This is a genomic window from Rufibacter ruber (assembly GCF_014138425.1).
GTDB lineage: Bacteria > Bacteroidota > Bacteroidia > Cytophagales > Hymenobacteraceae > Nibribacter > Nibribacter ruber_C.
Window position 1 is genome coordinate 180371 of sequence record NZ_JACJIQ010000008.1, and the last position, 24039, is coordinate 204409.

At 53.7% G+C, this 24039-nt stretch carries 17 protein-coding genes; 13 read left to right on the plus strand and 4 right to left on the minus strand.

The window, feature by feature from the left end:
• The first annotated feature begins 24 nt into the window (after window positions 1–24).
• The 3 genes from FHS90_RS11415 to FHS90_RS11425 all read left to right on the plus strand — a co-directional run bounded on the left by FHS90_RS11415 (window position 25) and on the right by FHS90_RS11425 (window position 2971).
• Window positions 25–702 (plus strand): hypothetical protein, encoded by a 678-nt coding sequence (locus FHS90_RS11415; protein ID WP_182513138.1) that lies wholly within the window; start codon window positions 25–27, stop codon window positions 700–702.
• A gap of 112 nt (window positions 703–814) precedes the next feature.
• Window positions 815–1558 carry a hypothetical protein gene (locus tag FHS90_RS11420; protein WP_182513139.1) on the plus strand — a complete coding sequence of 248 codons (744 nt, stop codon included), beginning with the start codon at window positions 815–817 and terminating at the stop codon, window positions 1556–1558.
• Between the two features lie 270 nt (window positions 1559–1828).
• Window positions 1829–2971, plus strand: coding sequence for a DUF4407 domain-containing protein (locus FHS90_RS11425; protein WP_182513140.1), 1143 nt, complete (start codon window positions 1829–1831; stop codon window positions 2969–2971).
• A 298-nt stretch (window positions 2972–3269) separates the two neighbouring features.
• Here FHS90_RS11425 and FHS90_RS11430 read toward each other — a convergent pair whose 3' ends face one another.
• Entirely contained in the window at window positions 3270–3641 is a 372-nt protein-coding gene (locus FHS90_RS11430; protein ID WP_182513141.1) for a hypothetical protein, read from the minus strand.
• A 175-nt stretch (window positions 3642–3816) separates the two neighbouring features.
• Window positions 3817–4761, minus strand: a complete 945-nt coding sequence (locus FHS90_RS22760) for an EamA family transporter (protein WP_343049678.1) — start codon at window positions 4759–4761, stop codon at window positions 3817–3819.
• A gap of 631 nt (window positions 4762–5392) precedes the next feature.
• On the opposite strand from FHS90_RS22760, the gene FHS90_RS11440 reads away from it, so the two are divergent.
• Entirely contained in the window at window positions 5393–7864 is a 2472-nt protein-coding gene (locus tag FHS90_RS11440; RefSeq protein WP_182513142.1) for a bifunctional UDP-N-acetylmuramoyl-tripeptide:D-alanyl-D-alanine ligase/alanine racemase, read from the plus strand.
• A gap of 272 nt (window positions 7865–8136) precedes the next feature.
• Here the strand turns inward: FHS90_RS11440 and FHS90_RS11445 are convergent, their stop codons facing one another.
• The gene (locus FHS90_RS11445) at window positions 8137–8883 is read right to left on the minus strand and encodes a Bax inhibitor-1/YccA family protein (protein ID WP_066839711.1); all 747 of its coding nucleotides are present in this window, start codon (window positions 8881–8883) and stop codon (window positions 8137–8139) included.
• Window positions 8884–9224: 341 nt separating this feature from the next.
• Between FHS90_RS11445 and FHS90_RS11450 the strand changes: the two genes are divergently transcribed.
• The 6 genes from FHS90_RS11450 (at window position 9225) to infB (ending at window position 19887) form a co-directional block, all read left to right on the plus strand.
• On the plus strand, window positions 9225–11543 hold the full coding sequence (locus FHS90_RS11450) for a DUF6311 domain-containing protein (protein ID WP_182513143.1): 2319 nt from the start codon (window positions 9225–9227) through the stop codon (window positions 11541–11543).
• Window positions 11544–12048: 505 nt separating this feature from the next.
• Window positions 12049–12282: a FeoA family protein gene (locus tag FHS90_RS11455; protein WP_074988010.1), complete on the plus strand. Its 234-nt coding sequence runs from the start codon at window positions 12049–12051 to the stop codon at window positions 12280–12282.
• 3 nt (window positions 12283–12285) lie between these two features.
• A complete protein-coding gene (gene feoB / locus FHS90_RS11460) occupies window positions 12286–14448 on the plus strand; it encodes a ferrous iron transport protein B (protein ID WP_182513144.1) in 2163 nt (720 codons plus the stop codon).
• Between the two features lie 318 nt (window positions 14449–14766).
• Window positions 14767–15240, plus strand: a complete 474-nt coding sequence (locus FHS90_RS11465) for a ribosome maturation factor RimP (protein ID WP_066839624.1) — start codon at window positions 14767–14769, stop codon at window positions 15238–15240.
• A gap of 8 nt (window positions 15241–15248) precedes the next feature.
• The gene (nusA, locus tag FHS90_RS11470) at window positions 15249–16502 is read left to right on the plus strand and encodes a transcription termination factor NusA (protein WP_066839626.1); all 1254 of its coding nucleotides are present in this window, start codon (window positions 15249–15251) and stop codon (window positions 16500–16502) included.
• A gap of 166 nt (window positions 16503–16668) precedes the next feature.
• A complete protein-coding gene (gene infB, locus FHS90_RS11475) occupies window positions 16669–19887 on the plus strand; it encodes a translation initiation factor IF-2 (protein ID WP_182513145.1) in 3219 nt (1072 codons plus the stop codon).
• Window positions 19888–20419: 532 nt separating this feature from the next.
• On the opposite strand, the gene FHS90_RS11480 is transcribed toward infB, so the two are convergent.
• Window positions 20420–20851, minus strand: coding sequence for a hypothetical protein (locus tag FHS90_RS11480; RefSeq protein ID WP_066835170.1), 432 nt, complete (start codon window positions 20849–20851; stop codon window positions 20420–20422).
• Between the two features lie 228 nt (window positions 20852–21079).
• On the opposite strand from FHS90_RS11480, the gene FHS90_RS11485 reads away from it, so the two are divergent.
• The 3 genes from FHS90_RS11485 (at window position 21080) to dut (ending at window position 23993) form a co-directional block, all read left to right on the plus strand.
• A complete protein-coding gene (locus FHS90_RS11485) occupies window positions 21080–21862 on the plus strand; it encodes an enoyl-CoA hydratase/isomerase family protein (RefSeq protein ID WP_182513146.1) in 783 nt (260 codons plus the stop codon).
• 167 nt (window positions 21863–22029) lie between these two features.
• Complete coding sequence (locus FHS90_RS11490) at window positions 22030–23529, plus strand: lipopolysaccharide biosynthesis protein (RefSeq protein ID WP_182513147.1); 1500 nt, start codon at window positions 22030–22032, stop codon at window positions 23527–23529.
• A gap of 17 nt (window positions 23530–23546) precedes the next feature.
• Window positions 23547–23993 (plus strand): dUTP diphosphatase, encoded by a 447-nt coding sequence (gene dut, locus FHS90_RS11495; protein WP_182513148.1) that lies wholly within the window; start codon window positions 23547–23549, stop codon window positions 23991–23993.
• The last annotated feature ends 46 nt before the right edge of the window (window positions 23994–24039 follow it).

Genomic DNA, 24039 nt, shown 5'->3' on the forward strand with positions numbered 1-24039 from the left:
ATTAAACTTCTAGCCGCCGTTTCTATGCTTGCCTTTTCCTTTCTAAGTAGCTGTACCGTAACAGATAGGCGCCTGCAGGGATCACTGGCCCAAACCGCTACCGGATTACCCGCTACAGGCCGTAAAACCATCAGTTTCAGGCAAGATTTCAGGCTGGGCAAATTTACGGTGGAGGATGTGCGCCTCGGTTGGACCAGCACCGGCGGCTTTGGGGCAGGCCCGTTTGAGGCCAGGCAGATATGCCAGAAATACGGGTTTGTCTTACGTGACAGCGCGGGCATTGCCTCACGGGTGACCTGTGGGGCCGGTGTCTCTGCCAAGGAAATAAAGCTGGGGAAAATTCTCTCCCTGGGTCTGGGCGGGGAAGACAGCCGTGAGCTCTTTGTGAGCAACATCCCTTCGCGGGAGACGGGAAATTGGCGGCTCATCACCCAAGACCCGGGGCAGGTTGTGCTGTTTAAAGGCTTCTACAGTGCCTTCACCAAAGGTAATACAGAAATCAGGGTGGAACCGGTGCATGAGTATGAAAGCAAGTTCAGGGGCGCCGCTCAGGAGATTCTGGGCTTTGCGTTCAGAGACGGTATAGAGCTGGTGGCCGCTGTGCAGCTCACGGGCAAAGGAAAGGTGTGGCTCAAGAAGGGCCTGGCGGCCGATGAACGGAGGGTGTTGGGAGGCGCGGCTTCTGTACCGCAAACAGGGTAGACAAAATTCGGCAGAGCCGCAAAATGCCAGGGTGAAACTGCCCGTCTAACCATTTCCATTCGTCTTTTCCCAATTCGTTGTCTTACCTCATCACTATTTCACCTACTTCCCAATGAACCCTTTCAAATTTTTCTTTTACGCAGCGGCAGTGGCTGCAGGTGTGGTGCTTGCCAGTTGCTCTGTGCCGGATATGCGTGTGAGCCAGGGCATGCGGGAGGAAACCACGGCCATGCCGGTGGTAGGCAGGTCTATGATGCGGGTGTCGCTGGGCAAGGAGAAGGGCTTCGGGTTTGGCAAGTACCAACTGGAAAACATTGAACGCGGCTGGACCCGCCGGAACGGACCTATTGACAACCTGGTCATCCAAGACACAGACGCTTACCAGAAATACAGCTTCGGGGTGAGGGACTCAGTGCAGCAGAAAACCTGGTACGTGCAGGCGGCGGCCATGCACAACGCCAAAACCGCTGAACTGGCCGGTGTTTCCATCAACTTAGACAAACAGCGCGAGTTGTTGCAGGTAGTGTTTCAATCTGAGGAAAGCGGCACGTGGCGCCTGGCCCTGGCAGACCCCGGCCACTACCTGGAACGCCGTAACTTCTTGGGCAAGCTCAGCAACGGCGCCCATGAGCTGGAGGTCTACCCGCTGTACAAGTGGGAGGGGAAATCACTGCCGTCCAGCACCGCCCTGGGCTATGAGTTCTCCAAAGACGGGCATGTGCTGGCCACGGTGCAGACGGTGAACAACGGCAAAGTCTGGCTGAAGAACACCCTGAGCCCAGATCTGCAGATGGTCTTGGCCAGCGCCTGCGGCTCTTTGCTGCTCTACAACAAACTGGATGACGAGAACCAGTAGCCGTGTTTCCGTTTTCGGGCTATTTTCTGAAAAACAGCCCGAAAACGGAAGTCCCAGGAAATGATTGGCTGTGCTGGAACTCTTCTATAAGCCAGTGAGTTACCGCCGCAGTTGCTCTGGAAAAAGGGGCCGTGGCCGTTTGTTTTTTTAGTTGGTCACATTTTTGGCAGGTTTGGTCACATTTTCGCCGGGTCTCAATAGCAAATCCCCCACTTTTGTCGTTGTTGGCATACTACTTTTAACTGGAGGCACCTGCTGCCTCTGTACAATATGAGAAATTTTTTCTGGTGGTGCGCCGGTGCAGACGACCACATCCTTGCCCAATGCCCCAAATCTGAACACGTAAAATTTGGCAGCATTGGCGCCACCGTGCTGTTTACGGGGGTGCTGGCAGCCCTGTCTGGCGGCTACGCACTGTACACCGTTTTTGACTCAATTCCCGCGGCGGTGGCTTTTGGCCTGCTGTGGGGCATGGTGATTTTTAACCTGGACCGCTTCATTGTCTCCACCATTAGAAAGGAAGGCAGGTTTGGCAAGGAGTTCCTGCAGATCCTGCCCCGTCTGGTGCTGGCGCTGGTGTTGGCCATTGTGATCTCCAAGCCGCTGGAGCTGCGTATTTTCCAGAAGGAGATTGACAGCGTGCTGGAGGAGAAGAAAGCCCAGCTGGCGCTGGAACACCAGCAGCTGGTAAACAAACAGTTCACTGAGACAGACTCGGTGCGCAAAGACATGGACCGCATCAAGGTCGAGATTGCCGCCAAATCTGCGCAACGGGACACGCTTTATGCCCAAATGAGCGCCGAGAGCGACGGCACCGGCGGAACCAAGAAAATTGGCCGCGGACCTATCTTTCAGGAGAAAAAGGCCCAGTATGACAAGATTGACGCTGAGCTGAAGGTGCTGCAGGAGCAGAACAGCCAACTCATTGCCGAGCGCCAGAAACGCATTGACACCCTCACCGCCCAGCGCGACAAAACCATTGCCCAGGCCAAAGCCCGCTTTGACGACTACGGCGGCTTAATGGCCCGTATGGAGGCCCTGGACAAACTACCGTGGCTGCCCAGCTTCTTTATCATGCTGCTGTTCATCTGTCTGGAGACAGCGCCCATTTTCACCAAGCTCATCTCCAAGCGCGGCCCCTATGATGACCTGCTGCGTGACGTGGAGACCACCACTGAGCTGGAGAGCCTGGAGAAACTGGAGACCCGCCGCCGCGAGTATGACACCCGCAAAGCCATTGACGAGGCGGGCAAAGACGCCCGCCTGGAGCATTACAGCTACAACCGCCGCGAAACCGTGAAAACAGACGCTGACGTAGATCTGGAACTGGCCCGCACCAACGCCCACGCCCGCCTTAAAACCGGCAAAGAGAAGATTAGGCGCGAGACAGACGCCTATATGGACAACTTTTAAGCTGGTAGAATGCTTCTAATGCAAAAGCCCCACCTCTGAAAAAAAAGGTGGGGCTTTTGCATGTATAACATTGTCTGTTTTCGGCCTGTTTTCCAGAAAACAGGCCGAAAACAGGAGTGCTTTAATTCATGGGCGTAACTTACCGCTACTACTCACGTATGGTTGTTCCTTAAAAAGGGTTTCAAGCTGAATTACTTTCTATTGGCATGCTTATGCACCTTCTGAAAAAGTGAACCCGCAGCCAGAAGCCGCGGGCTTACCTTTCAAACAACCCTCTATAAAAAACAGTTTATAGACATTACAAAGGCCTTACCGTGACCTTGGCCGTCTTGGCCGGGTGGGCTTCATTGGGGGTCACGGGATAAGGCTGTACCTCATGCAGGACAAGCAAGAACCTCTGGTTGCCCAAGGCTACCTCTACTGAGTCAGTGCCTCTGAACCCTCTGTTGTCCGGCGCTGGCAACGCTTCGCCCAGATACAGGCGTTGCGTGGCGCGGTTGCCGCTACCGTCCTGCAGTTGCAGGGCCGCAACCGCTGAACCGTACCGCACGCACATGACATTCAAGGGGCACCGGCTGTCAGTAAGCTCCTGCAGCTTAAGGGTAACCCCGTTGGCCTGGGTAGGTTGCTGTAGGGAAAGCACGGTGGGGGCAAGCGGTGCAGAAGCCATTTTCCCCTCCTGTGAAGGCAAAACCTCTGTTCGGGCGCAGCCCATTGCCACAAGTGCCAGCCCCAGAAGAGAAACGTGTCTTTTTTTCATCTGCAGAGAAACACAGCGGTGATGGCCGTGCTTACTGATATGAAGAGCCCTGAACCGAGCAGAAGGTTGCACCGCCTGCTAAAAATCACGAAGTTTTTAGAGCGGGTGTTTTCTTGCCAATAGGGAGGTTGTAGAGGATCACCGAAAGGAAAATCACAAAGTAGGCCAGAATCTTCTGCTGGCTGGCCACTTCGCCAAAATACAGGAAAGCCATGGTGAAGTTGATGATGGGGTTCAGGTACATGAGCACGCCCACGGTGGCAGACTTCAGCTCTTTGAGCGCGTAAAGGTTCAGGAACAGCGGCAGCACCGTAAATACCCAGCTCAGCAGCAGGATCTGCCCCGTGAAATGTGCCGTAACCGGCTGCGCCGACGCCCCCACAAACCACGGGTAGCTGGGCCCAATCACGGCAAACGCCAGCAGCAGCTGCAGCGTGAGCAGCACCATCTTGTCATACTCCTTGAGCAGCCGCTGCGTGACCAGGTAAAACGCATAGGAGGCGGCAATAAGCAAACTGAACAGCAGGTTGTACAGAGAATCTGTGCCCACCAGCAGGCAGCTCATGAGACTCAGCCCCACAGAAAGCCACTGGTTCACCCGCAGGTGTTCGCCCAGCAGCAGAAAGCCCAGCGCCGCCGTTAAGATGGGGCAAAGCAGGTAAGAAAAGGAGCCGGTCTGGATATCCACGTGGTTCACCACGTAAATAAAACTCAGCCAATTCACCGTCAAAAGCCCGCCGCCCAGAAAGGTGAACAGCAGAAAACGGTTCTTCTCTTTGCGTGTCTGGGTCTTGAGCAGCTGAAATGTCTCCTGCCACTGCTTGCGGCGGGTGCCCAAAGAAAGGGCCAGCAGCGTGACCACAGAGAACAGTATTCTGAAGTACAGAATCTGACTGCTGGGGAAAGCGGTCAACGCTTTCAGCGGAAAGGGAATGAATCCCCATATCAAAAAGGCGCTGATGGCAGCCCCGTGGTATCTGTTGAATTGCACGTCGGTGATTTTTAGGAGCGCAAAGGTACAGGAAGCCACGGTTCTTTCAGCAGCAAGCCCCTCCCCAAAAGTAAACTACGTCTCCCGCATAACATTCCGGTGTATAATTCTTCCGCAGGGAAATCACGTTTTTGGCCTATTTTTCTGAAAACAGAGAAAAAACGCGAAAAGCAGCGTCCCTTCTCCCCCAGGGAGAAGGTTAGGATGAGGGGAATACGGCTCAAGTGGCAAGTCAGTTGACAAAGCGAAGAAAGTCACGGATGTAACTTCCGCGCCATAAAATTTGCTTCGGCGTTGCCGAATTCTTTCCTGACTCTTTGCTGGCGCGAGTCTCCAGACTCGTGCCGCGCTGTGGTTGGAGTCTCCAGACTCCCATTTATCTCCTTGCGGCTCCCGGCGAGTCTGGAGACTCGCAGCACTGTTCGTCACGAGACTGTAGTCTCGCGCCAGCAGAGTCAAAGAAATATGTGCAATCCTCAAATCCACAAAATCCAGGTTCTGACCTCGTAGCGTCCGGAGGACCTGCGAGCGTCTGCGCCAATTTCCCGCTTCCGGCCTATTTTCCCCAAAACAGCCCCAAAACGCACCCACCGCCAACCACAGAATAAAACGCCACACGTATGGCGGTGTGCCGGTGAGTTGTATCTTTGGTAGACTTACCCACTACCGCATGTTTACCTTCAAAGAAATAGCCCAAGTAGCTGGGGGCATGCTAGCCCAATGCAAAGGCGAGTACCCTATCCAGCACCTGGTCACCGACAGCCGCAAGATCATCAACGCTACCGCCTCTGTTTTCTTCGCCATCAAAGGCGAATTCCATGACGGGCACCAGTACCTGCCAGAGCTCTACCAGGCCGGTGTGCGGCAGTTTATTGTAGAAGATTCAGAGGCCATTATGGATCTGGCGCTCTACCCAGAGGCCAACGTGCTGCTGGTGAGCAACAGCATTGAAGCCATGCAGCGCATTGCGGCTTACCACAGAAGAAAATTCAACCTGCCGGTGGTTGGCATTACGGGCAGCAACGGCAAAACCATTGTGAAGGAGTGGCTGGCGCAGCTGCTGAGTGTGTCAGAGCGGGTGGTGAAAAGCCCCAGAAGTTACAATTCCCAGATTGGCGTGCCGCTCTCCGTGTGGCAGATCAATGAGAGCCATACGGTGGGGGTGTTTGAAGCCGGCATCTCCAAACCCCAGGAGATGGCAAAGCTGGAGGAGGTGCTGCAGCCCACGGTGGGCGTGTTCACCAATCTGGGCTCGGCGCATGATGAGGGGTTTGCCACCAGGAACGAGAAACTGCAGGAAAAGCTGAAGCTCTTTGCCCATGTAGACAAGCTGGTGTACTGCGCTGATCAGGTGAACGTACATTACGCTGTTCAGAAACTGGGGCTGCCCAGCTTTACGTGGAGCAAAAATGAGCCCTCTGTGGCCGAGGTGCAGGTGAAGGTGCTGGAGATGCGGCAGCAGAAAACCAAGATCCGGTTCCATTACCAGGGCCACGGCCAGGACCTGACCTTGCCTTTTTCAGACGAGGCCTCCTTAGAAAATGCGCTGCACTGTTTAGCTACAATTTTATACCTGGGTGTGCCCGCTGAGCAGATGGCGGGCCGGTTTGAGCGGCTGGTGCCGGTGGCCATGCGGCTGGAGCGTAAAGAAGCCATCAACGGCTGCTACATCATTGATGACACCTATAACAATGACGTGGCCGGTCTGCGCATTGCCCTGGATGTGCTGGTGCACCAGGCCCGCCGCGGGCGGAAAACCCTGATTCTCTCTGACCTCCTAGAGGCCGGCATGGAGGAGGAGGCGCTCTACCGGCAGGTGGCGCAGGAGGTGAAAGCGCGGGGCGTTGACCGCGTGATTGGCATTGGCGACATCATCACCCGTCACCAGGACCTTTTTCCGCAAGGCAGCGAGTTCTATCTGGGCACTGATTCTTTTCTAGGCCAGTTAAGACCGGAGACATTCCGGCAGGAGACCATTCTGGTGAAAGGGGCGCGGGTGTTCCAGTTTGAGAAGGTGGTGGCCGCGCTGCAGCAGCAGGTACACGGCACGCTACTGGAGGTAAACCTGGACGCGCTGGTGCACAACCTCAACTACTACCGCGGCAAAGTGCCTGCCCAGACCAGGATCATGGTCATGGTGAAAGCCTTCGCCTATGGCGCGGGTTCCTATGAGATTGCCAACCTGCTCCAGTTCCACCGGGTAGATTACCTGGCCGTGGCGTACGCCGATGAAGGCATAGCCCTGCGTGAGCACGGCATCACGCTGCCCATCATGGTCATGAACCCCAGCCCAGACAGCTTCCTGAAAATGCAGCAATACGCGCTGGAGCCTGAGATTTACTCCCCAGACCTGCTGCACCGGTTTCTGGACTATTTTCCTGAAAAGAGCCCTAAAACGCCCAAGATCCACCTCAAGCTGGACACGGGCATGCACCGCCTCGGTTTTGATGCCACTGAGCTAGACGAAGCTTTGGAAGTACTCGCCCAGATGCCGCATGTGCAGGTGCAAAGCGTGTTCAGCCATCTGGCTGGCGCCGATGAGGCCTTATACAATGATTTTACCCGTGAGCAGATTGCGCAGTTCAAAACTATGTCGGCGCGGGTGGAGCAGGCCTTGGGCTACCCCGTCACCAAGCATATTCTTAACTCAGCGGGCATTGTGCGGTTTGGCGAAGAGGCGGCCTTTGACATGGTGCGGTTGGGCATTGGCCTGTACGGCGTAGAATCCAGCGGAAGCGACCAGAGCAGTCTCCTGACTGTGGGCCAGCTCAAAACCACGGTTTCTCAGGTAAAGCAGATCAACGCCGGAGACACCGTGGGCTACAGCCGTCGCGGCGTGGCCACCACAGATAAACAGACCGCCACCATTGCCATTGGCTACGCCGATGGCTATGACCGCCGCTTTGGGAACGGGGTGGGCGAGGTGCTCATCAACGGCCACCGTGCGCCCATCATAGGCAACGTGTGCATGGACATGTGCATGGTAGATGTGACCGGTCTGGATGTGCGCGCCGGAGATGAGGTGCTGGTGTTTGGTGAGGGCTTGCCGTTGACAGAACTGGCAGCGCGCATAGGCACTATTCCGTATGAGCTGCTCACCAACGTGAGTACGCGGGTGAAGCGGGTGTTTTACAACGAGTAAAAACGTTTCTGTTTTCGGGCTGTTTTTCTAAAAACACGCCGAAAACAGAAACAAAGAAGCCTCAGCAAAACTGAGGCTTCTTTGTTTTAACTTGATTACTTTGGTTTCTTAATGCAGTTGGGCACTTGCTGGCCGTCTTTTTCTTTCATGCCTGCCTGTTTATAGCCTTTCCAGCAGGGATCTTCTTTCTTCTGGGCTTTCTTTTCCTTCGGCATAATTTCCTCAGTAGGTGATGAGGAGTGTACGCCGCTGAGTCAAAGCAGTTAGAAATTTTATCTCCGGTTTAGTTTAGACAGCAACCGCAGAATTTCAATATATAGCCAAATCAGGGTTACAATTAATCCGAAGGCGGCATACCATTCCATGTATTTGGGCGCGCCGTATTCCACACCGGTCTCAATGGTGTCAAAATCCAGGATCAGGTTCATGGCGGCAATGATCACCACCAATACACTAAAGATAATGCCGGCTGTACCGCTGCTGTGGATCAACGCCATCTCTACGCCAAACAGCATGAGCACCCAAGACAACATGTAATAACAGAAAATCCCGAAGGTGGCGGTGATAATAATAGACTTGAAGCGTGCGGTGGCTCTAATCACGCGGGTGCTGTACAGCAGGAGCATACCGCCAAATACGGTTAAGGTGAGCAGCATGGCCTGGTTGGCAATACCGGGGTAGCTCATTTCCAGAATGCCGGATACACCACCCAGGAACAGGCCCTGCAATGCACAGTAAACAGGGGCAATGTAGGCCGCCAGGTGCTTCTTGAAAGTGATCAGGAACGCCAGCGCCACGCCAATCAGAGGAATAGCGATCAGATAGGGAATCGGCACGCCGATGTACAGGAACAGATCCCAGGCGAACACCGCAAACACCAGCACAATCCCAAACAGCAGCGCTGACTTGGCAATGGTGCCGTTCAGGGTCATGGTCTGGCCGGCCAGAACTTCAGAAGAAGCCAGTTCGGCAAACGCCTTCTCTTTGAGGGCGGGGTTGTTAGAAGAGAACAGTGACATGCGTTTCTAGTTTTATTCAGAGGAAAATTAGGCAATAATTCTGAACCGCGCAACTGGGGTCTTGGCAGGGTGCATAGCTGTGCTACCTTCTGCTGAGCGGTTTGTCTGGAATGGCAACTAAGCGCATGAACCTGTCATTGGTAGGCATCCTTTTTTGGCCATTCCTGTTTTTGGCCTGTTTTCTGGAAAACAGGCCAAAAACAGGAACGGGGCTGAACATCATGCAGAGCTCTCTCTAAGCCAATGGCTTCGGCTGAGCCAAAAAAACAAAGGCAAGGTTGCCGCCAACTTGCGTTGCAACTGTAACAGATTAGAAAAGGGTAACCGTATCTTCGCTACATTTGAAAGATATTGCAGTGCACATGCGGGAAACAGACAGGAACAGGAAATATGCATGGGTAAGCGCCGGGGCCACGTTGCTGGCCTTGGTGGCGGTGGTGGGCGTTGACGTATTTCTTTCGCCGGGCAAGTACCTGTTTGAGGTGATAGGCGACCACATCAAGAACTATTACGTGGTGGCGTACTACGTCAAGTACAACAGCAACCTCTGGTTCACCGGCATGAATTATCCGTTTGGCGACATTGCGCTCTTCTCAGATAACCAACCGTTTTTCTCGGTTCCGCTGGCCTGGATTCACCGCAGTGTCTGGCCCATTGCCCCATATGTCACAGCAGGGCAGAACCTGTTCCTTTTCTTTTCTGTGGCGATTGGGGCCTGGTGCATGCAGCGCATTCTGGTGCGCCTGCTTTTGCCGGGCTGGTATACGGTGCTGGCGGCAGTGGTGATTCTGCTCATGAGCCCCCAGAACACCCAGTTTGATTTCCAGTATGCGCTTACGTATTCTTTCGCGCTGCTGCTGCCGTGGCTCCTGCTCATCAAGTACCTGGAGAATGGGGGAAGCTGGAAATGGTGGGTTGGATACGTGCTGGTTTCTCTGGCCATGGGCTTTATTCATGTGTACCATCTGGCGTTGAATGGCATGTTTGGCGCGGCGGTAGCGTTGGTATATGCCTTACAGGAAAAGCAGGCGAAGGTTTCTGCTAAGCTGCTGGCCGGTGCCGTTTTGCCCAGCGCGCTGTTCCTGCTGTTCATCTCTCTGCTTGATGCTACTCCTGACCGGCCGCAGCACCCGTTCGGGTTCTTCGTGCACCGGGCCAATCTGGAAGGCATTTTTTATCCGTACCGGCTCTTCTACCTGCCCGCGCTGCAGAAGATTTTCCCGGGATTGCAAGATTCCCGGCAGGTGAGTTATGCGTATGCCGGGCTGGCAGGTACGCTTTGCGTGCTGTTTTTTTTGTTCAAAGGAACCAGGTATCTGCTCAAAGGCAGGATCAGGCTCATTTTCAGGCCCGTATTTCCGGCGGTGCTGCGCTATAGTGTCTGGCCTGCCGTGGGCCTGCTTTTGTTTGGTATGGCCATTCCGTTGAAATACGGGTTTCAAGCGTGGGTAGAGCAAACGCCTATGCTGGAGCAGTTCAGGGTGCTGTACCGCTTTGCCTGGCCGTTCTATTACGTTTACGCGGCGGTGGTAGCCTATATGTTCTACACCCTGTTTAGAAAGCTTCGGCAGCGCCGAAAGGCTGTGAGTTATGCCTTCTTGGCCGGTTTTCTGGTTCTGTGGGGCACAGATGCCTACTTCTTTGCGAAAACCGAATTGGGGAATGTGGGCAAACACCCGGTGGGCTACTCGTTTAACGGCAGGCAGGACAACCTCAATCATATTTTACGGGCCCATGGTGTTTCGCCGGAAGCGTTTCAGGCCATACTTCCGTTGCCGTATTTTTCACAAGGCTCAGAAAAAATAGATAGGGGCTACCGGAGCCGTTCGCTGTACCATGCCATGCGGCTGTCGCTGCAGACGGGGCTCCCGTTGGCCACGGTCATGATGGCCAGAACCTCCCAGGCCCAGGTGCTGGCGCAGACGCAGTTGCTGGGCAGTGACCTGCTGGCGAAGTCTTTGCTGCCCCAGTTGCCCACCCAGAAGCCGTTTCTGGTGGCGGTCACCAATGAAGCCTTAGTAGAAAATGAGGAGCAATTGCGGCTAAAAGGCCAATTCCTGTTTAAGACAGATAGCCTCAGCTTTTATAGGCTTCCGCTTGCAGCCCTTGCTGAAACCAGGAAATCAGTGGTGGCGGCGGCCTTTCAAAAAGATTCTGCCCATCTTGTAAAAGCAGGTTCCTTCTACTTAAACCGGAGTGCCCCTTTTGTCTGGAACGGCCTGGGCTGGCAAAGGGCAGGAGGCGTGTTTGGAGTAGGGGAGAAGCGGGTGGAGAAGGGGCCGTTGTTCCTTTTCAATGGCCCTCTCCCGGCCAGTCCTGACTCTGTTTGGGAGATTTCTGTTTGGGGTAACGCACAATCAGAGCGCAATCTGCCGGTGCTGTACTGTTCCCAGCTTGATGCTGTAGGCAACGTCTTAGCAAAAACTAAAGTTGACGGCAAAGATAGCTTTGAGATATACGGCAGTTGGGTGAAGCTGGCACTGACTGTTTCCAAAGTGGCGCCGGGGCAGCGGCTAAACGTTTGGCTGGAAGGCAAAGACATCTGGGCCAGTTCTTTCCTGCTGAAACCTGCGGGCGTAGACGTCTACTGGTCTGTCTCCCCGCAAAACCTGCTCTTCAACAATTACCAGGTGCTGTGCCCGAAATCAGTTTCTGAATAATTGTTCCTGTTTCTGGCCTGTTTTGGCCAAAAGAGGTCAGAAACGGAAAAACATTCGCGGGTGCTTACCCTGAGAGGCAACGTTATTTTGCGTTTCCGGCCTGTTTTCCAGCAATACTTCGGACAATTTTAAAAGGCAAAAAGAGGCTTTAGAGGCTATAAATGGGGTTTAAGTAATTAAATGGCAGTTAGGTATTTCCCAAAATGGAGAAAAAACATTGGATGCTAAACCTGTACATGCCCTCAAACGCTACAAACGCACTTTTTCTACTCATCTAAACTGTCCGAAGTATTGCCAGAAAACAGACCAAAAACAGAAACCGCTGGTAAAATTCAGCTGCTTCCTTCCAGAAAGACACACTTTCTCCAGCGTTTCCCAGCCATTTCCTGCGGAAACTACCCTAATTCTGATGACAGTCTGGGAAACCTCACCAACTTTTTGGAATCACAAGGAACACCTTGTACCTTGCAACTGTTTATAACAAGTCTAAATAAAGCAGAGACAGGTGCAAGGAGAGCAAAAGAGCGTACGGGATTTGAAGATTGGCGAGAAAGGCATTATCTGTAGCCTGTCTGACCCTGACATGTCTTTGAAGCTGCTGGAGATGGGCTGCATTCCCGGCGTAGAGGTCAAACTCAACAGCCGCGCCCCGTTGGGCGATCCCATTACCATCATTGTGAACGATTACACCTTATCCCTGCGTTTAGACGAAGCTGCTACCATCAAGTTAAAGGCTTAGTCTATGTCTGAAGTTCTCGCGCCGGCCCCCGCCTCCGTTCCTCCTGTCACTTCTGCTGCGCCCCGTACGGCCCCGGCAAAGATCGCCTTGATTGGCAACCCCAATTCCGGTAAGTCTTCTCTTTTCAATCACTTAACGGGCCTCAACCAGAAAGTGGGCAACTTTCCGGGTGTAACGGTAGACAAGAAGACCGGGGTCACGCAACTCACCGCCAGCCTCAAGGCGCAGGTGATTGACTTGCCGGGAACGTATAGCCTTTACCCCAAATCCTTGGACGAAAAGGTCATCATTGACCTGCTGCATGATAAAAAGTCTGCCTCTTACCCAGACGTGCTGGTCATCACCGCCGATGCCTCTAACCTCAAACGCAACCTCCTGCTCTTCACCCAGCTCGCCGACTTAAAAATCCCGGCCGTACTGGCGCTGAACATGATGGACGTGGCCGAAAAACACGGCGTGAAGATAGACATAGCCGAACTGCAGAGCGAGCTGGGCGTGCCCGTGGTGCCAGTGAACGCCCGTACCGGCAGCGGGCTGGCCGCGTTGAAGATTTTGCTTTCACAGCAGCTGGAGGCACCCAAACCCAGCTTCTTCCAGATTCCGGAGGACCTGCTGGTGATGGTGCGGCAGATACGCTACTACTTTGAGTTGAGCAATGACTACCTGGCCTGGCACTACGCCCACCAGTTCCAGAAACTGAAATTCCTCTCTGACGACGATAAAGATTATATTGCTGATTTAGTCAAAAAATACGGGTTCCAGTCTAACGCGCAGCAGGCCGCCGAGACCATTGACCGCTACACCCGCATTAACGGGCTGCTGCTGGACAGCATGCGCGTGACCAAGGCCGAAAACAACGAGCAGTTCAGCAATAAAGTAGACCAGATTCTCACGCACAAGGTCTTCGGGTACCTGATTTTCTTTGGCGTACTGTTTATGATTTTCCAGGCCATTTTCGCCTGGGCCAGCTACCCCATGGATTTGATTGACACCGGCGTGGCCACCCTCAACGCCTGGATTCACACCCAGGCCGAGGGGCCGCTGGTAGACCTGCTCACCGAAGGCGTTTTGGCCGGGCTGGGCGGCGTGCTCATCTTCATTCCGCAGATTGCCATTCTGTTTGCGTTCATCGCCATTCTGGAGGAAACCGGCTACATGGCCCGCGTCACGTTCCTGATGGACAAGATTATGCGCAAGTTCGGGCTGAACGGGAAAAGCGTGGTGCCGTTGATTTCAGGCGTAGCCTGCGCCGTGCCCGCCATCATGGCCACCCGCACCATTGACAACTGGAAAGACCGCATGATTACCATCTTCGTGACCCCGCTCATGAGCTGTTCGGCGCGTCTGCCCATTTACACGGTCATGATTGCGCTGGTGGTGCCGGAGCAGTATTTTCTGGGCTTTTTGAGTTTGCAGGGGCTGGTGCTCATGGGGCTGTACCTGATTGGTTTTCTGGCGGCTATTTTCTCGGCGGCGCTGCTCAAATGGGTGCTCAAAACCAAAGAGCGCAGCTACTTCATCATGGAGTTCCCCACCTACAAAATGCCGCGCTGGAAGAACGTTGGGTTGACCATTGTGGAGAAAAGCAAAGCGTTTGTGTTCCAGGCCGGTAAAGTGATTCTGGCCATCTCGGTGATTCTGTGGGTGATGTCTTCTTACGGCCCCGGTGATGCTTTAGAGAAAGCCGAACAACGCGCTACCGCGGAACTGACCACGTTAAACTTAGAAGAGGCTGACGCCGAAGCGCACGTGGCGGGCCAGAAACTGGAGGCGTCTTACGCCGGGCAGTTCGGGAAATTCATTGAGCCGGCCATCCGGCCGCTGGGCTATGACTGGAAAGTGGGTATTGCGTTGTTGACCTCCTTCGCGGCCCGTGAAGTGTTTGTGGGCACCATCTCCACCATCTACAGCGTAGGTGATTCTGAGAATATTTCTACCGTGAAAGAGAAGCTGCTGGCCGAAAAAGATGCCTTCGGGCAGCCGTTCTTCACCCCGGCGCGCGCGTTTTCACTGCTCATTTTCTACGTCTTCGCCATGCAGTGCATGAGCACCATTGCGGTGGTGTACCGTGAGACCAAAGGCTGGAAATGGCCTATTCTGCAGATGCTCTACATGACCGGGCTGGCGTACGTGTCGGCGTTTGTAGTCTTCCGGTTGTTCTCTTAACTGAAATCCTGTTTTTGGCCTGTTTTTGGGAAAACAGGCCAAAAACAGGAGCCTTCAGGTTTGGTTTCGGCTTGGCCGCTATTTGAACTAAAGGCGCATTCAATAGGTTAATTCACAGGTGAGGCTTGGGTGATTTTCCGCTTCGGGGATTCCTGTTTCCTGGGGCTTCCCTCCCTGAAAATTTTCTTTGCAAGAAGTTAAAACGTACTTAATACGCTGTTACTTGTGTTTCAGTGTATTTATTTGTACATTTGTGCGATTAAATGAAAGGAGAGGGGACGAGAGAGTCCCCCTTTTTATTTGTTATCCAGAGTACGAATGGCCTTAGACGAAAAAATAATTGAGGGTTTCGCCCAAGACGCGCTGCCAGAACCAGACCTGTTCCTGGTGAGCGTGAAGGTCTCTGATACGCCCGTTCGGCCCAAAGTGACCATTCTGGCAGACGGCGACCAAGGCATCACCATTGACCAGTGTGCCCAGATTAGCCGCCGTGTAGCCAAGAAAATAGAAGAGACCTACGGGGAGGAAATCTCTTACGTGATTGAGGTGTCTTCACCGGGGGTTGACTTCCCGCTGACCTCAGACCGCCACTACAGAAAGAATATTGGCCGTCTGGTGAAAGTTACCTTTGCTGAGGGGGTGGAGAAGACCGGTGAAATCACAGACGCCCTGGAAGACGGTATCCTCTTTGCCGAGGAAGTGAAAGTGAAGCATAAGAAATCTTTGCGTGAGCCCGTGCACGTGGCTTATAATGATATTGTGAAAGCGCAGATTGTAATCTCTTTTAAATAAGATAAGACATGGATAGTTCAGTATTGATCGAATCGTTTGCGGAGTTCGCCAAATTCAAGAACATTGACCGCCCTACCATGATGCGGATCTTGGAAGACGTGTTCCGCACCATGATCCGGAAGAAATGGTCTACTGATGAGAATTTTGACATCATCCTGAACGTAGAGAAAGGTGACCTGGAGATTTGGCGTAACCGCGAAATTGTAGATGACAACTCAGAAGACATCTGGGATGATGATAAGATTGCGTTGTCTGATGCCCGTAAAATTGAACCTGACTTTGAGGTAGGCGAAGAAGTATCTGAGCTGATCAAGTTAGAGGACTTTGGCCGCCGTGCCGTCTTGACGGCCCGCCAAACCCTGATCCAGCGCGTAAAAGACCTGGAGAAAGACTTGCTGTACCAGAAATACAAAGACCAGGTAGGTGAAATCATCTCTGGCGAGGTCTACCAGGTCTGGAACCGCGAGGTACTGATCCTGGACTCTGAAGACAATGAGTTGCTGATCCCTAAAGGCGAGCAGATCCCCAAAGACCGTTACCGCAAAGGTGACGTGGTGCGGGCGGTGGTGCAGCGCGTGGAAATCATCAACGGGACACCTAAAATCATTCTTTCCCGTACATCTCCGCAGTTTTTGGAGCGTCTTTTTGAGAACGAGGTGCCTGAGATTGCAGATGGCCTGATCACCATCAAGAAAATTGTGCGGGAGCCCGGCGAGCGTGCCAAGGTGGCCGTAGAGTCGTATGATGACCGTATTGACCCGGTAGGTGCCTGTGTGGGCATGAAAGGTTCCCGTATCCATACCATCGTACGCGAGTTGGAGAACGAGAACATTGACGTGATCAACTACACAGACAACGTGGAGCTGTACATACAGCGGGCGCTGAGCCCTGCCAAGATCAGCAGCATCAAGATCAATGAGGAAACCGGCCGCGCCTCTGTGTTCCTGAAGCCAGACCAGGTGTCACTGGCCATTGGAAAAGGCGGGCAGAACATTAAACTGGCCAGCAAGCTGGTGGGTCTGGAGATTGACGTCTTCAGAGAGACCGAAGGCTTTGAGGAAGACATTGACCTGGAAGAATTCTCAGATGAGATTGAAGCCTGGGTGATTGAGGAACTCAAGCGTATTGGCCTGGATACCGCGCGCAGCGTATTGGCTGTGAGCAAGGAAGATTTGGTGCGCCGCACGGAGCTGGAAGAAGAGACCGTGGAGGATTTGCTCAATATCATCCGTCAGGAGTTTGAATCAGAAGAAAATAACTAAGTGGTGCGCGTAATGTGCCGGGTTAGTTGATCTAACCGGAGGATGGGGCCGTTTTAGGCCTATTTTCCGGGAAACAGGTCAAAAACACGTTTTTGCAGGCACCCATCCTTTGAATGAGTCAACAGATAGTAACCAACCTAGTAAAAAAATAACAGCATATTTGAACATGTCAGAAGAAAGATCGATGAGGCTTAAACAGGTAGCAACCACCTTGAACATCAGCTTATCTACCGTGGTAGATTTCCTGGGGTCAAAAGGGGTTGATATCGAGAATAAACCTACTTCAAAAATTACCCCGGAGCAGTTCAATATGCTGTCGAAAGAGTTTGCTTCCTCCATGCAGGCCAAGGCCGAGGCAGCAGAGCTGAACATCGGGAAAAAACCAGCCGAAGCCGAGCGCCCAGAGCCTAAGAAGCAGCCGGAGCCAGAACCAGAAGTTTTGATCAAATCAAACCAGGTGCGCACGCAGCCTGAGGCCCCCAAGCCCGCCGCGCCAGCACCACAGGCACCTGCCCCTGCTCCGGCCCCGGCGGCCTCTGCCGGTGCGTCATTGCCCGGCATTAAAGTGTTGGGGAAAATAGAGCTGGATTCTAAAGGAAGACCGGTTCCGCCTAAACCAGCTCCGGCCCCGGCGGCGCAGGCACCTGCTGCCCCGGCGCCCGTTACGCCACCAGCACCAGCGGCACCAGCCCCACAGGCCCCCGCACCTGCTGCTGAGAAGCCGGCCCCAGTACAGCCTGCGGTACCGGCCCCAGCAGCGCCTGCCCCTGCCCCAGCGGCACCACAGGCACCTGTAGCCAAAGCCCCAGAAGCCCCGGCTGCCCCCGTAGCACCAGAAAAACCGGCGGCACCACAGCCACCTGCACCTGCTCCGGCACCAGAAGCGCCTAAGGCGGCGGCCCCAGCTCCCCAGGCTCCCAAGCCCCCGGTAGCTCCGGCTACGCCAACCCCACCGGCAACCCCGGCGCCGGCACCTCAACAGCCAGCACCTCAACAGCCAGAAGCAGCGGCGCCAGAAGCTCCGCAGGAGACTATCAAAGCCCAGGCTGACCAGTTGAAAGGTCTTACTGTATTAGGTAAGATTGAACTGCCGGTGAGCGGTGGCCGTGGCAAAGGAGGTAAGCCGGTAGCTTCTTCAGATGAGCGCCGCAGAGGCAACCAGCCTGGCGGTCAGGGACAAGGCGGAGACAAAAAGAAACGTAAGCGCATTGAGGTACCTAAAACCGGTGCCCAGGGCGGAACCAATACATCTGCACCACAAGGCCACCGCGCCGGCGACCGTGCTACCAGTACCCGTCCGTTAGGGACAGGTCAGGCAGCCCAGCGCCAGGGTGGGGCCGGCGGTGCGCAGCAAGGCAACCGCCCGGGAGGAGGTGGCTACCAGGGGAACCGTCCAGGCGGTGGTCCAGGTGGTAACCGTCCGGGAGGCGGCAACAACCGTCCGGGGCAACCATCTGCTCCGCGTGCAGAATTGACTGATAAGGAGATCCAGGATCAGATCAAGGCTACCTTGGCCCGCTTGAGCGGTGGCAAAGGAGGCAACCAGGGCAACAGATCCAAATACCGCCGTGAGAAACGCTCTGCCGTGGCAGAGGCCGCTGATGAGCGCAGAATGCAGGAGCAGCTGGAGTCTAAGATTTTACGCGTAACTGAGTTCGTGTCTGCCAATGACTTGGCAGCCTTGATGGACGTGAGCGTGAATGATGTGATCAAGGCCTGTATGAACTTTGGCATGTTTGTGTCTATCAACCAGCGCCTTGATGCCGAAGCCATCACCATCATTGCCGATGAGTTTGGGTATGATGTGCAGTTTGCCTCTTCTGAGGAAGAGGAGAACGCCAATATTGAGGAGGTAGACGCAGAAGAAGATCTGAAGCCGCGGGCCCCAATTGTGACCATCATGGGTCACGTTGACCACGGTAAGACCTCTTTGCTTGACTACATCAGAAATTCAAAGGTAACCGCCGGTGAGGCAGGGGGGATCACCCAGCACATTGGTGCATACCAGGTAACCACAGACGGAGGCAAGAGCATCACCTTCTTAGATACGCCGGGTCACGAGGCCTTTACCGCCATGCGTGCCCGTGGTGCCAAAGTAACAGACGTGGTCATCATTGTGGTAGCCGCTGATGACAGCGTGATGCCGCAGACCAAAGAGGCTCTTAACCACGCACAGGCGGCGGGTTCACCTATTGTGATTGCCATCAACAAAGTTGATAAACCAACCGCCAACCCAGACAAGATCCGTGAGGAACTTGCCCAGTTGAATGTACTGGTGGAAGAGTGGGGTGGTAAGTACCAAAGCCAGGAAATCTCGGCCAAGACCGGACAAGGAATTGACGAGTTGCTGGAGAAGGTATTGCTGGAGGCTGAACTCCTTGAGTTGCGGGCCAACCCAGACCGCCGCGCGGTGGGTACCGTGATTGAAGCCGCCCTTGACAAAGGCCGTGGCTACGTGGCCACCATTCTGGTACAAACCGGTACGTTGGAAGTAGGTGACGTGATTGTTGCCGGTTCCCATTACGGCCGTGTGAAAGCCATGACAGATGTGCTGGGCAGACGCCATAAAAAAGCAGGGCCCTCTGCGCCAATTCAGGTGTTAGGCCTTGATGGCGCACCGCAGGCCGGTGACAAGTTTGTGGTCATGGAGACCGAGCGTGAAGCCCGTGAAATTGCCAACAGCCGTCAGCAGCTGCAACGTGAGCAGAGCATGCGTACCAAGAAACACATCACCCTGGATGAGATTGGCCGTCGTTTGGCCATTGGTACCTTCAAGGAGCTGAACGTGATTGTACGCGGTGACGTGGACGGTTCAGTAGAAGCCCTTTCTGACTCATTATTGAAACTGTCTACTGAAGAGGTGCAGGTGAACATCCTGAGCAAAGGGGTAGGTCAGATCTCCGAGTCAGACGTTCTGTTGGCTTCGGCTTCAGACGCCATCATCATTGGCTTCCAGGTTCGTCCTTCGGCCAACGCCCGTAGGCTGGCAGAGCAGGAGCAGATTGACATCAGGCTCTACTCTATCATCTACAACGCCATCAATGAGGTGAAAGACGCCATGGAAGGTATGTTGGCGCCAACGGTACAAGAAGTGGTAGTAGCCAACGTAGAGGTGCGGGAGGTGTTCAAAATCACCAAAGTGGGTACCATTGCCGGCTGTATGGTCACAGATGGAACCATTACCCGTAACTCCAAAATACGTTTGGTGCGTGACGGTATTGTGGTTCACTCAGGTGAGATCCTCGCCCTGAAACGCTTTAAAGATGATGCCTCTGAGGTAAGACAAGGCTACGAGTGCGGTATCAGCATCAAGAACTACAATGACCTGCAACAGGGAGATATCATTGAGGCCTACGAAGAGCGCGAAATCAAGCGTACCCTGTAATACACAGAGACCAGCAAGTATTCAATTTTTCCAGAAGCCCCGCCCCGTGCGGGGCTTTCTGCTTTCTATGCATCCTGATGAGAGCTTCTTTACAAGTTAAACGCGTGAGGCCAGCTAAGGTGGGTTCTTCTATTGCGGTTTTAGAGTTTCGTAGCAGCGTTACAAAGCCAGGGAAAGCGTAATGGCGATAGCCCCTTGCCGCTCAAAAGGCAAATTTTGAACAGGCTCTCCCTCTGTGGGGGCATGTAGAGGGAGGGGTAAAATGCAAAAACCTGTTTTCGGCCTACTTTTTGAAAAACAGCCCGGAAACAGGAAGGCTTCTGCCGGCTGACCATGGTTGAGCACTTGAGCAGAAGCAGGAATGTTTGTAAACCGCAAAGGTTAGCCACTCTCAGAAAGGCTGCTCCTTCTTGCACACCATTCATTCCTGTTTCTGGGCTGTTTTTCAGAAAACAGCCCAGAAACAGCAGGAAATGAAAAAGCCCCTGCTCCGGGTGGGGCGCAGGGGCTTTTTCATAAGCAGGAAGACCCGTTAGAAGAAGAGAAACTTCTTGTCTCTCTTTTTAAGGCCTTCACGGTAGAGTTTCCCGTTAGGGTTTTCCTGGTCAATGAGCTTCTTAGACTTTTTCTGTTTCCTGGGCTTTTTGCCTTTGGTCTTGTGCTTGTAATCGCCCATGGAGAAACTGCCCTTGCCCGTGTCATATTTGTTGGGGGCCAGTGAGTACCGGGGGCCGGCGCCGCCTGAGGTTTTTGCCTGGGCAATGGCCTTCTGGCGGTCCAGCAGCATTTTGCGGTCAGCGTTGGCGTCAGGGGCTTCGCCTTTCTTATAGCCGCCAGGGCCTTTTCTGCCTATTTCCTTTCTTGCCTTGCTAGACTTTATTTTTTGTGCGTGTACCTCTGGGGCAAGGGCTAACAGCAGTAATAACCCCAGCGCGAAGGTGAAATACCGGAGAAGTGATCTCATTAGAAATAAGTTAGAGAATGTTTGCTAGGTAACTTAGAATCAGGGACTACAGTTCCTGAAATTTTTGATAAGTACGAAAAGAAATCCGCTATTTCCTATGTACCTACCCTTATTTTAGGGCCAGCCAAAGGATTTTTCTGCAAGTCATGGGAAGCAGCATATTCTGTGGGGTTTTCTTTATATTTGCTCCTTTCAATTCTAGAATTCCTGTACGTTAGAAAATAAACCATGGCCAACTATAACAACCTGCTACTGGAGAACCAAGGTGGTGTTTTATTTATCACCATTGACCGCCCTAGCAAGATGAATGCCCTCAATATTGAGACTGTGAAGGAGATCAACGCGGCCATGCAGGAGGTGTATGATGACCCAGAGGTGCGGGGCGTGATTATTACCGGCAGCGGGGAGAAAGCCTTTGTGGCCGGGGCAGACATCTCTGAGATTGCCGAACTGAACGAGGTGAACGGCCGCCGGTTCGCGGAACGCGGGCAGGATGTGTTTGCCATGATTGAGGAATGCCCTAAGCCAGTGATTGCCGCCGTGAACGGCTTTGCCCTTGGCGGGGGCTGTGAACTGGCCATGGCCTGTCACATTAGGGTGGCCAGTGACAATGCCCTTTTTGGACAGCCGGAGGTGAACCTGGGCATTATACCCGGCTACGGCGGTACCCAGCGGCTTACCCAGCTGGTGGGCAAAGGCAAAGCCATGGAACTGATGATGACCGGTGACATGGTTTCGGCGCATGAGGCCAAGGAACTGGGATTGGTCAACCATGTGACCGCCCCAGAAGACCTGATTAGCAAGTGCCTGGAGATCATGCAGAAGATTGTAGCCAAGGCGCCCCTGGCCGTGGGCATGATTGTAGACTGCGTGAACGCCTGGTATGACAAAGAGGAGCACGGCTACCAGACAGAGGCCAACTCGTTCAGCCGTTGCTGCGGTTCTGAGGATTTTAAAGAGGGCACTTCTGCTTTCCTGGAGAAGCGTAAGCCTCACTTCAAAGGAGAATAATTTATCCACGCTCTCGTTTAGGTGCTGACCAACGCTAAGTTTACTATTCCCGTTTTTGGGCTGTTTTTGAGAAAACAGCCCAAAAACGGGAATAGTCGTAAATGGCAGACTCCCCTCTTTCACCTGTATCTTTGTCACCCGTTTTCTTCTGTTTTTAAATACGGTATATGAGTATAGCCAAAAAGCTGGTAGGGCAGACCGCTGCCTATGGGTTGAGCAGTATTGTGGGGAGGGCCTTGAACTACCTGCTGGTTCCGCTGTACACGGGGGTGTTTGCCCCAGATGAGTACGGGGTGGTGACCAAGCTCTACGCCATAGTCGCTTTCCTCAATATAGTGTACACCTACGGCATGGAGACGGCTTTTTTCCGGTTCTCCAACAAACCAGACGCAGACAGAAGAGCCCTGTACCACAAGGTGCAGACACTCATCATCTGCTCCAGCTTACTGTTGACGGCCGGTTTCATTCTGTTTGCGTCGCCCATTACGGCCGGGTTGGGCTACCCCGGCCGGGAGGAGTATGTGCTGTGGCTGGCCATTACCATGGGGGTTGATGCCATAGTGGCCATTCCGTTTGCCCGGTTGCGGCTGGAGAACAAAGCAGCCCGGTTTGCCATTATCAGGTTGACCAATATTTTCCTGGTGATTGGGGGTAACCTGTTCTTCCTGCTGTTTTGCCGGCATGTGTATAATGGGGAATACCTGACGGAGCTGCGGCCAATAATTGCAGCCATCTATGATCCAGAATTAGGGGTAGGGTATATCTTTCTGGTGAACATGGTGGCCAACCTGCTGTTCATTCCCATGCTCTGGAAAGAATTCTCAGATTTCAGGTTTAAACTCTCTTTGCCTGAGATGTGGCCCATGCTGGTGTATGCGTTCCCAATCTTGATCATGGGGCTGGCTGGCGCTACCAATGAGATGCTGTCTCGGCTCATGTTGGAAGACTGGCTCCCCGAAGGCTTTTATGAAGGCATCAGCAATGAAGAAGCGCTGGGTATTTTTGGGGCCAACTACAAGCTGGCCATTATGATGAGCCTCATGATCCAGGCGTTCCGGTATTCGGCAGAGCCGTTCTTTTTCTCCCAGGCGCAGGACAAGAACTCCCCCGCCACCTTTGCCGCGGTCATGCGCTGGTTTGTGATTATCTGCGCCCTGGCCTATCTGGGCATAAGCGCGAACCTGGACATCTTTCAGTATTTTCTGGGGCAAGAGGCGTACCGCACGGGTATGGAGGTGGTGCCGGTACTGCTGCTGGCGTATCTTTTCAACGGGGTGTATTATAACCTCACCGTCTGGTTCAAACTCACTGACAAAACCCAGTATGGCACCTACATTACCATCTTTGGCGCTATTGTCACGGTGGTGGCCAATTACCTGCTGATCCCGGTGTGGGGCTCCATGGGCAGTGCGGTGGCGGCCTTTCTCTGCTACTTCAGCATGAGTGTGGTGTGCTATGCCATTGGGCAGAAGTATTTCCCGGTGCCGTACCCGCTCAAGGCCATCTTTGGCTACCTGATGCTGGCTACCGGGCTGATCTGGCTGGCGTACGCGTGGGAGCTGGAGAATTTCTGGCTGAGGCAGGTGTACCATCTGGGGCTGTGCGGTGTGTTTCTAATAGTGGTGTGGGTAGTGGAGAAACCCGCGCTGCGGCGGATAAATAGATAAATTTGTATATTGGCATAATGAAGTCAACACTCCCCGTTAAGGTGATTAACCTGGGCAAGCACCCTTTGCCCGCGTACCAGACAGAACATTCTGCAGGCTTAGACCTGCGGGCCAATTTAGAGGCTCCTGTTACCTTAAAGCCGCTGCAGCGCGCACTTATCCCTACGGGGCTCTGCATTGAGCTGCCTGAGGGCCATGAGGCGCAGATCAGGCCCCGTAGCGGACTGGCCTTTAAACACGGTATTTCTATTGTGAACACCCCCGGCACCATTGATGCAGACTACCGCGGCGAAATTAAGGTGCTGTTGGTCAACCTCTCAGACGCTGACTTCGTTGTAGAAGATGGGGAGCGCATTGCCCAGATGGTGGTGGCCCGGTATGAGCGTGTAGGCTGGCAGCCGGTTGAGGAGCTGTCTGAGACAGAGCGCGGTGCTGGTGGCTACGGCAGCACAGGCAAAAAGTAACCTGTCTGTTTTTGGCTTGTTTTTTCGAAAACAGGATAAAAATAGT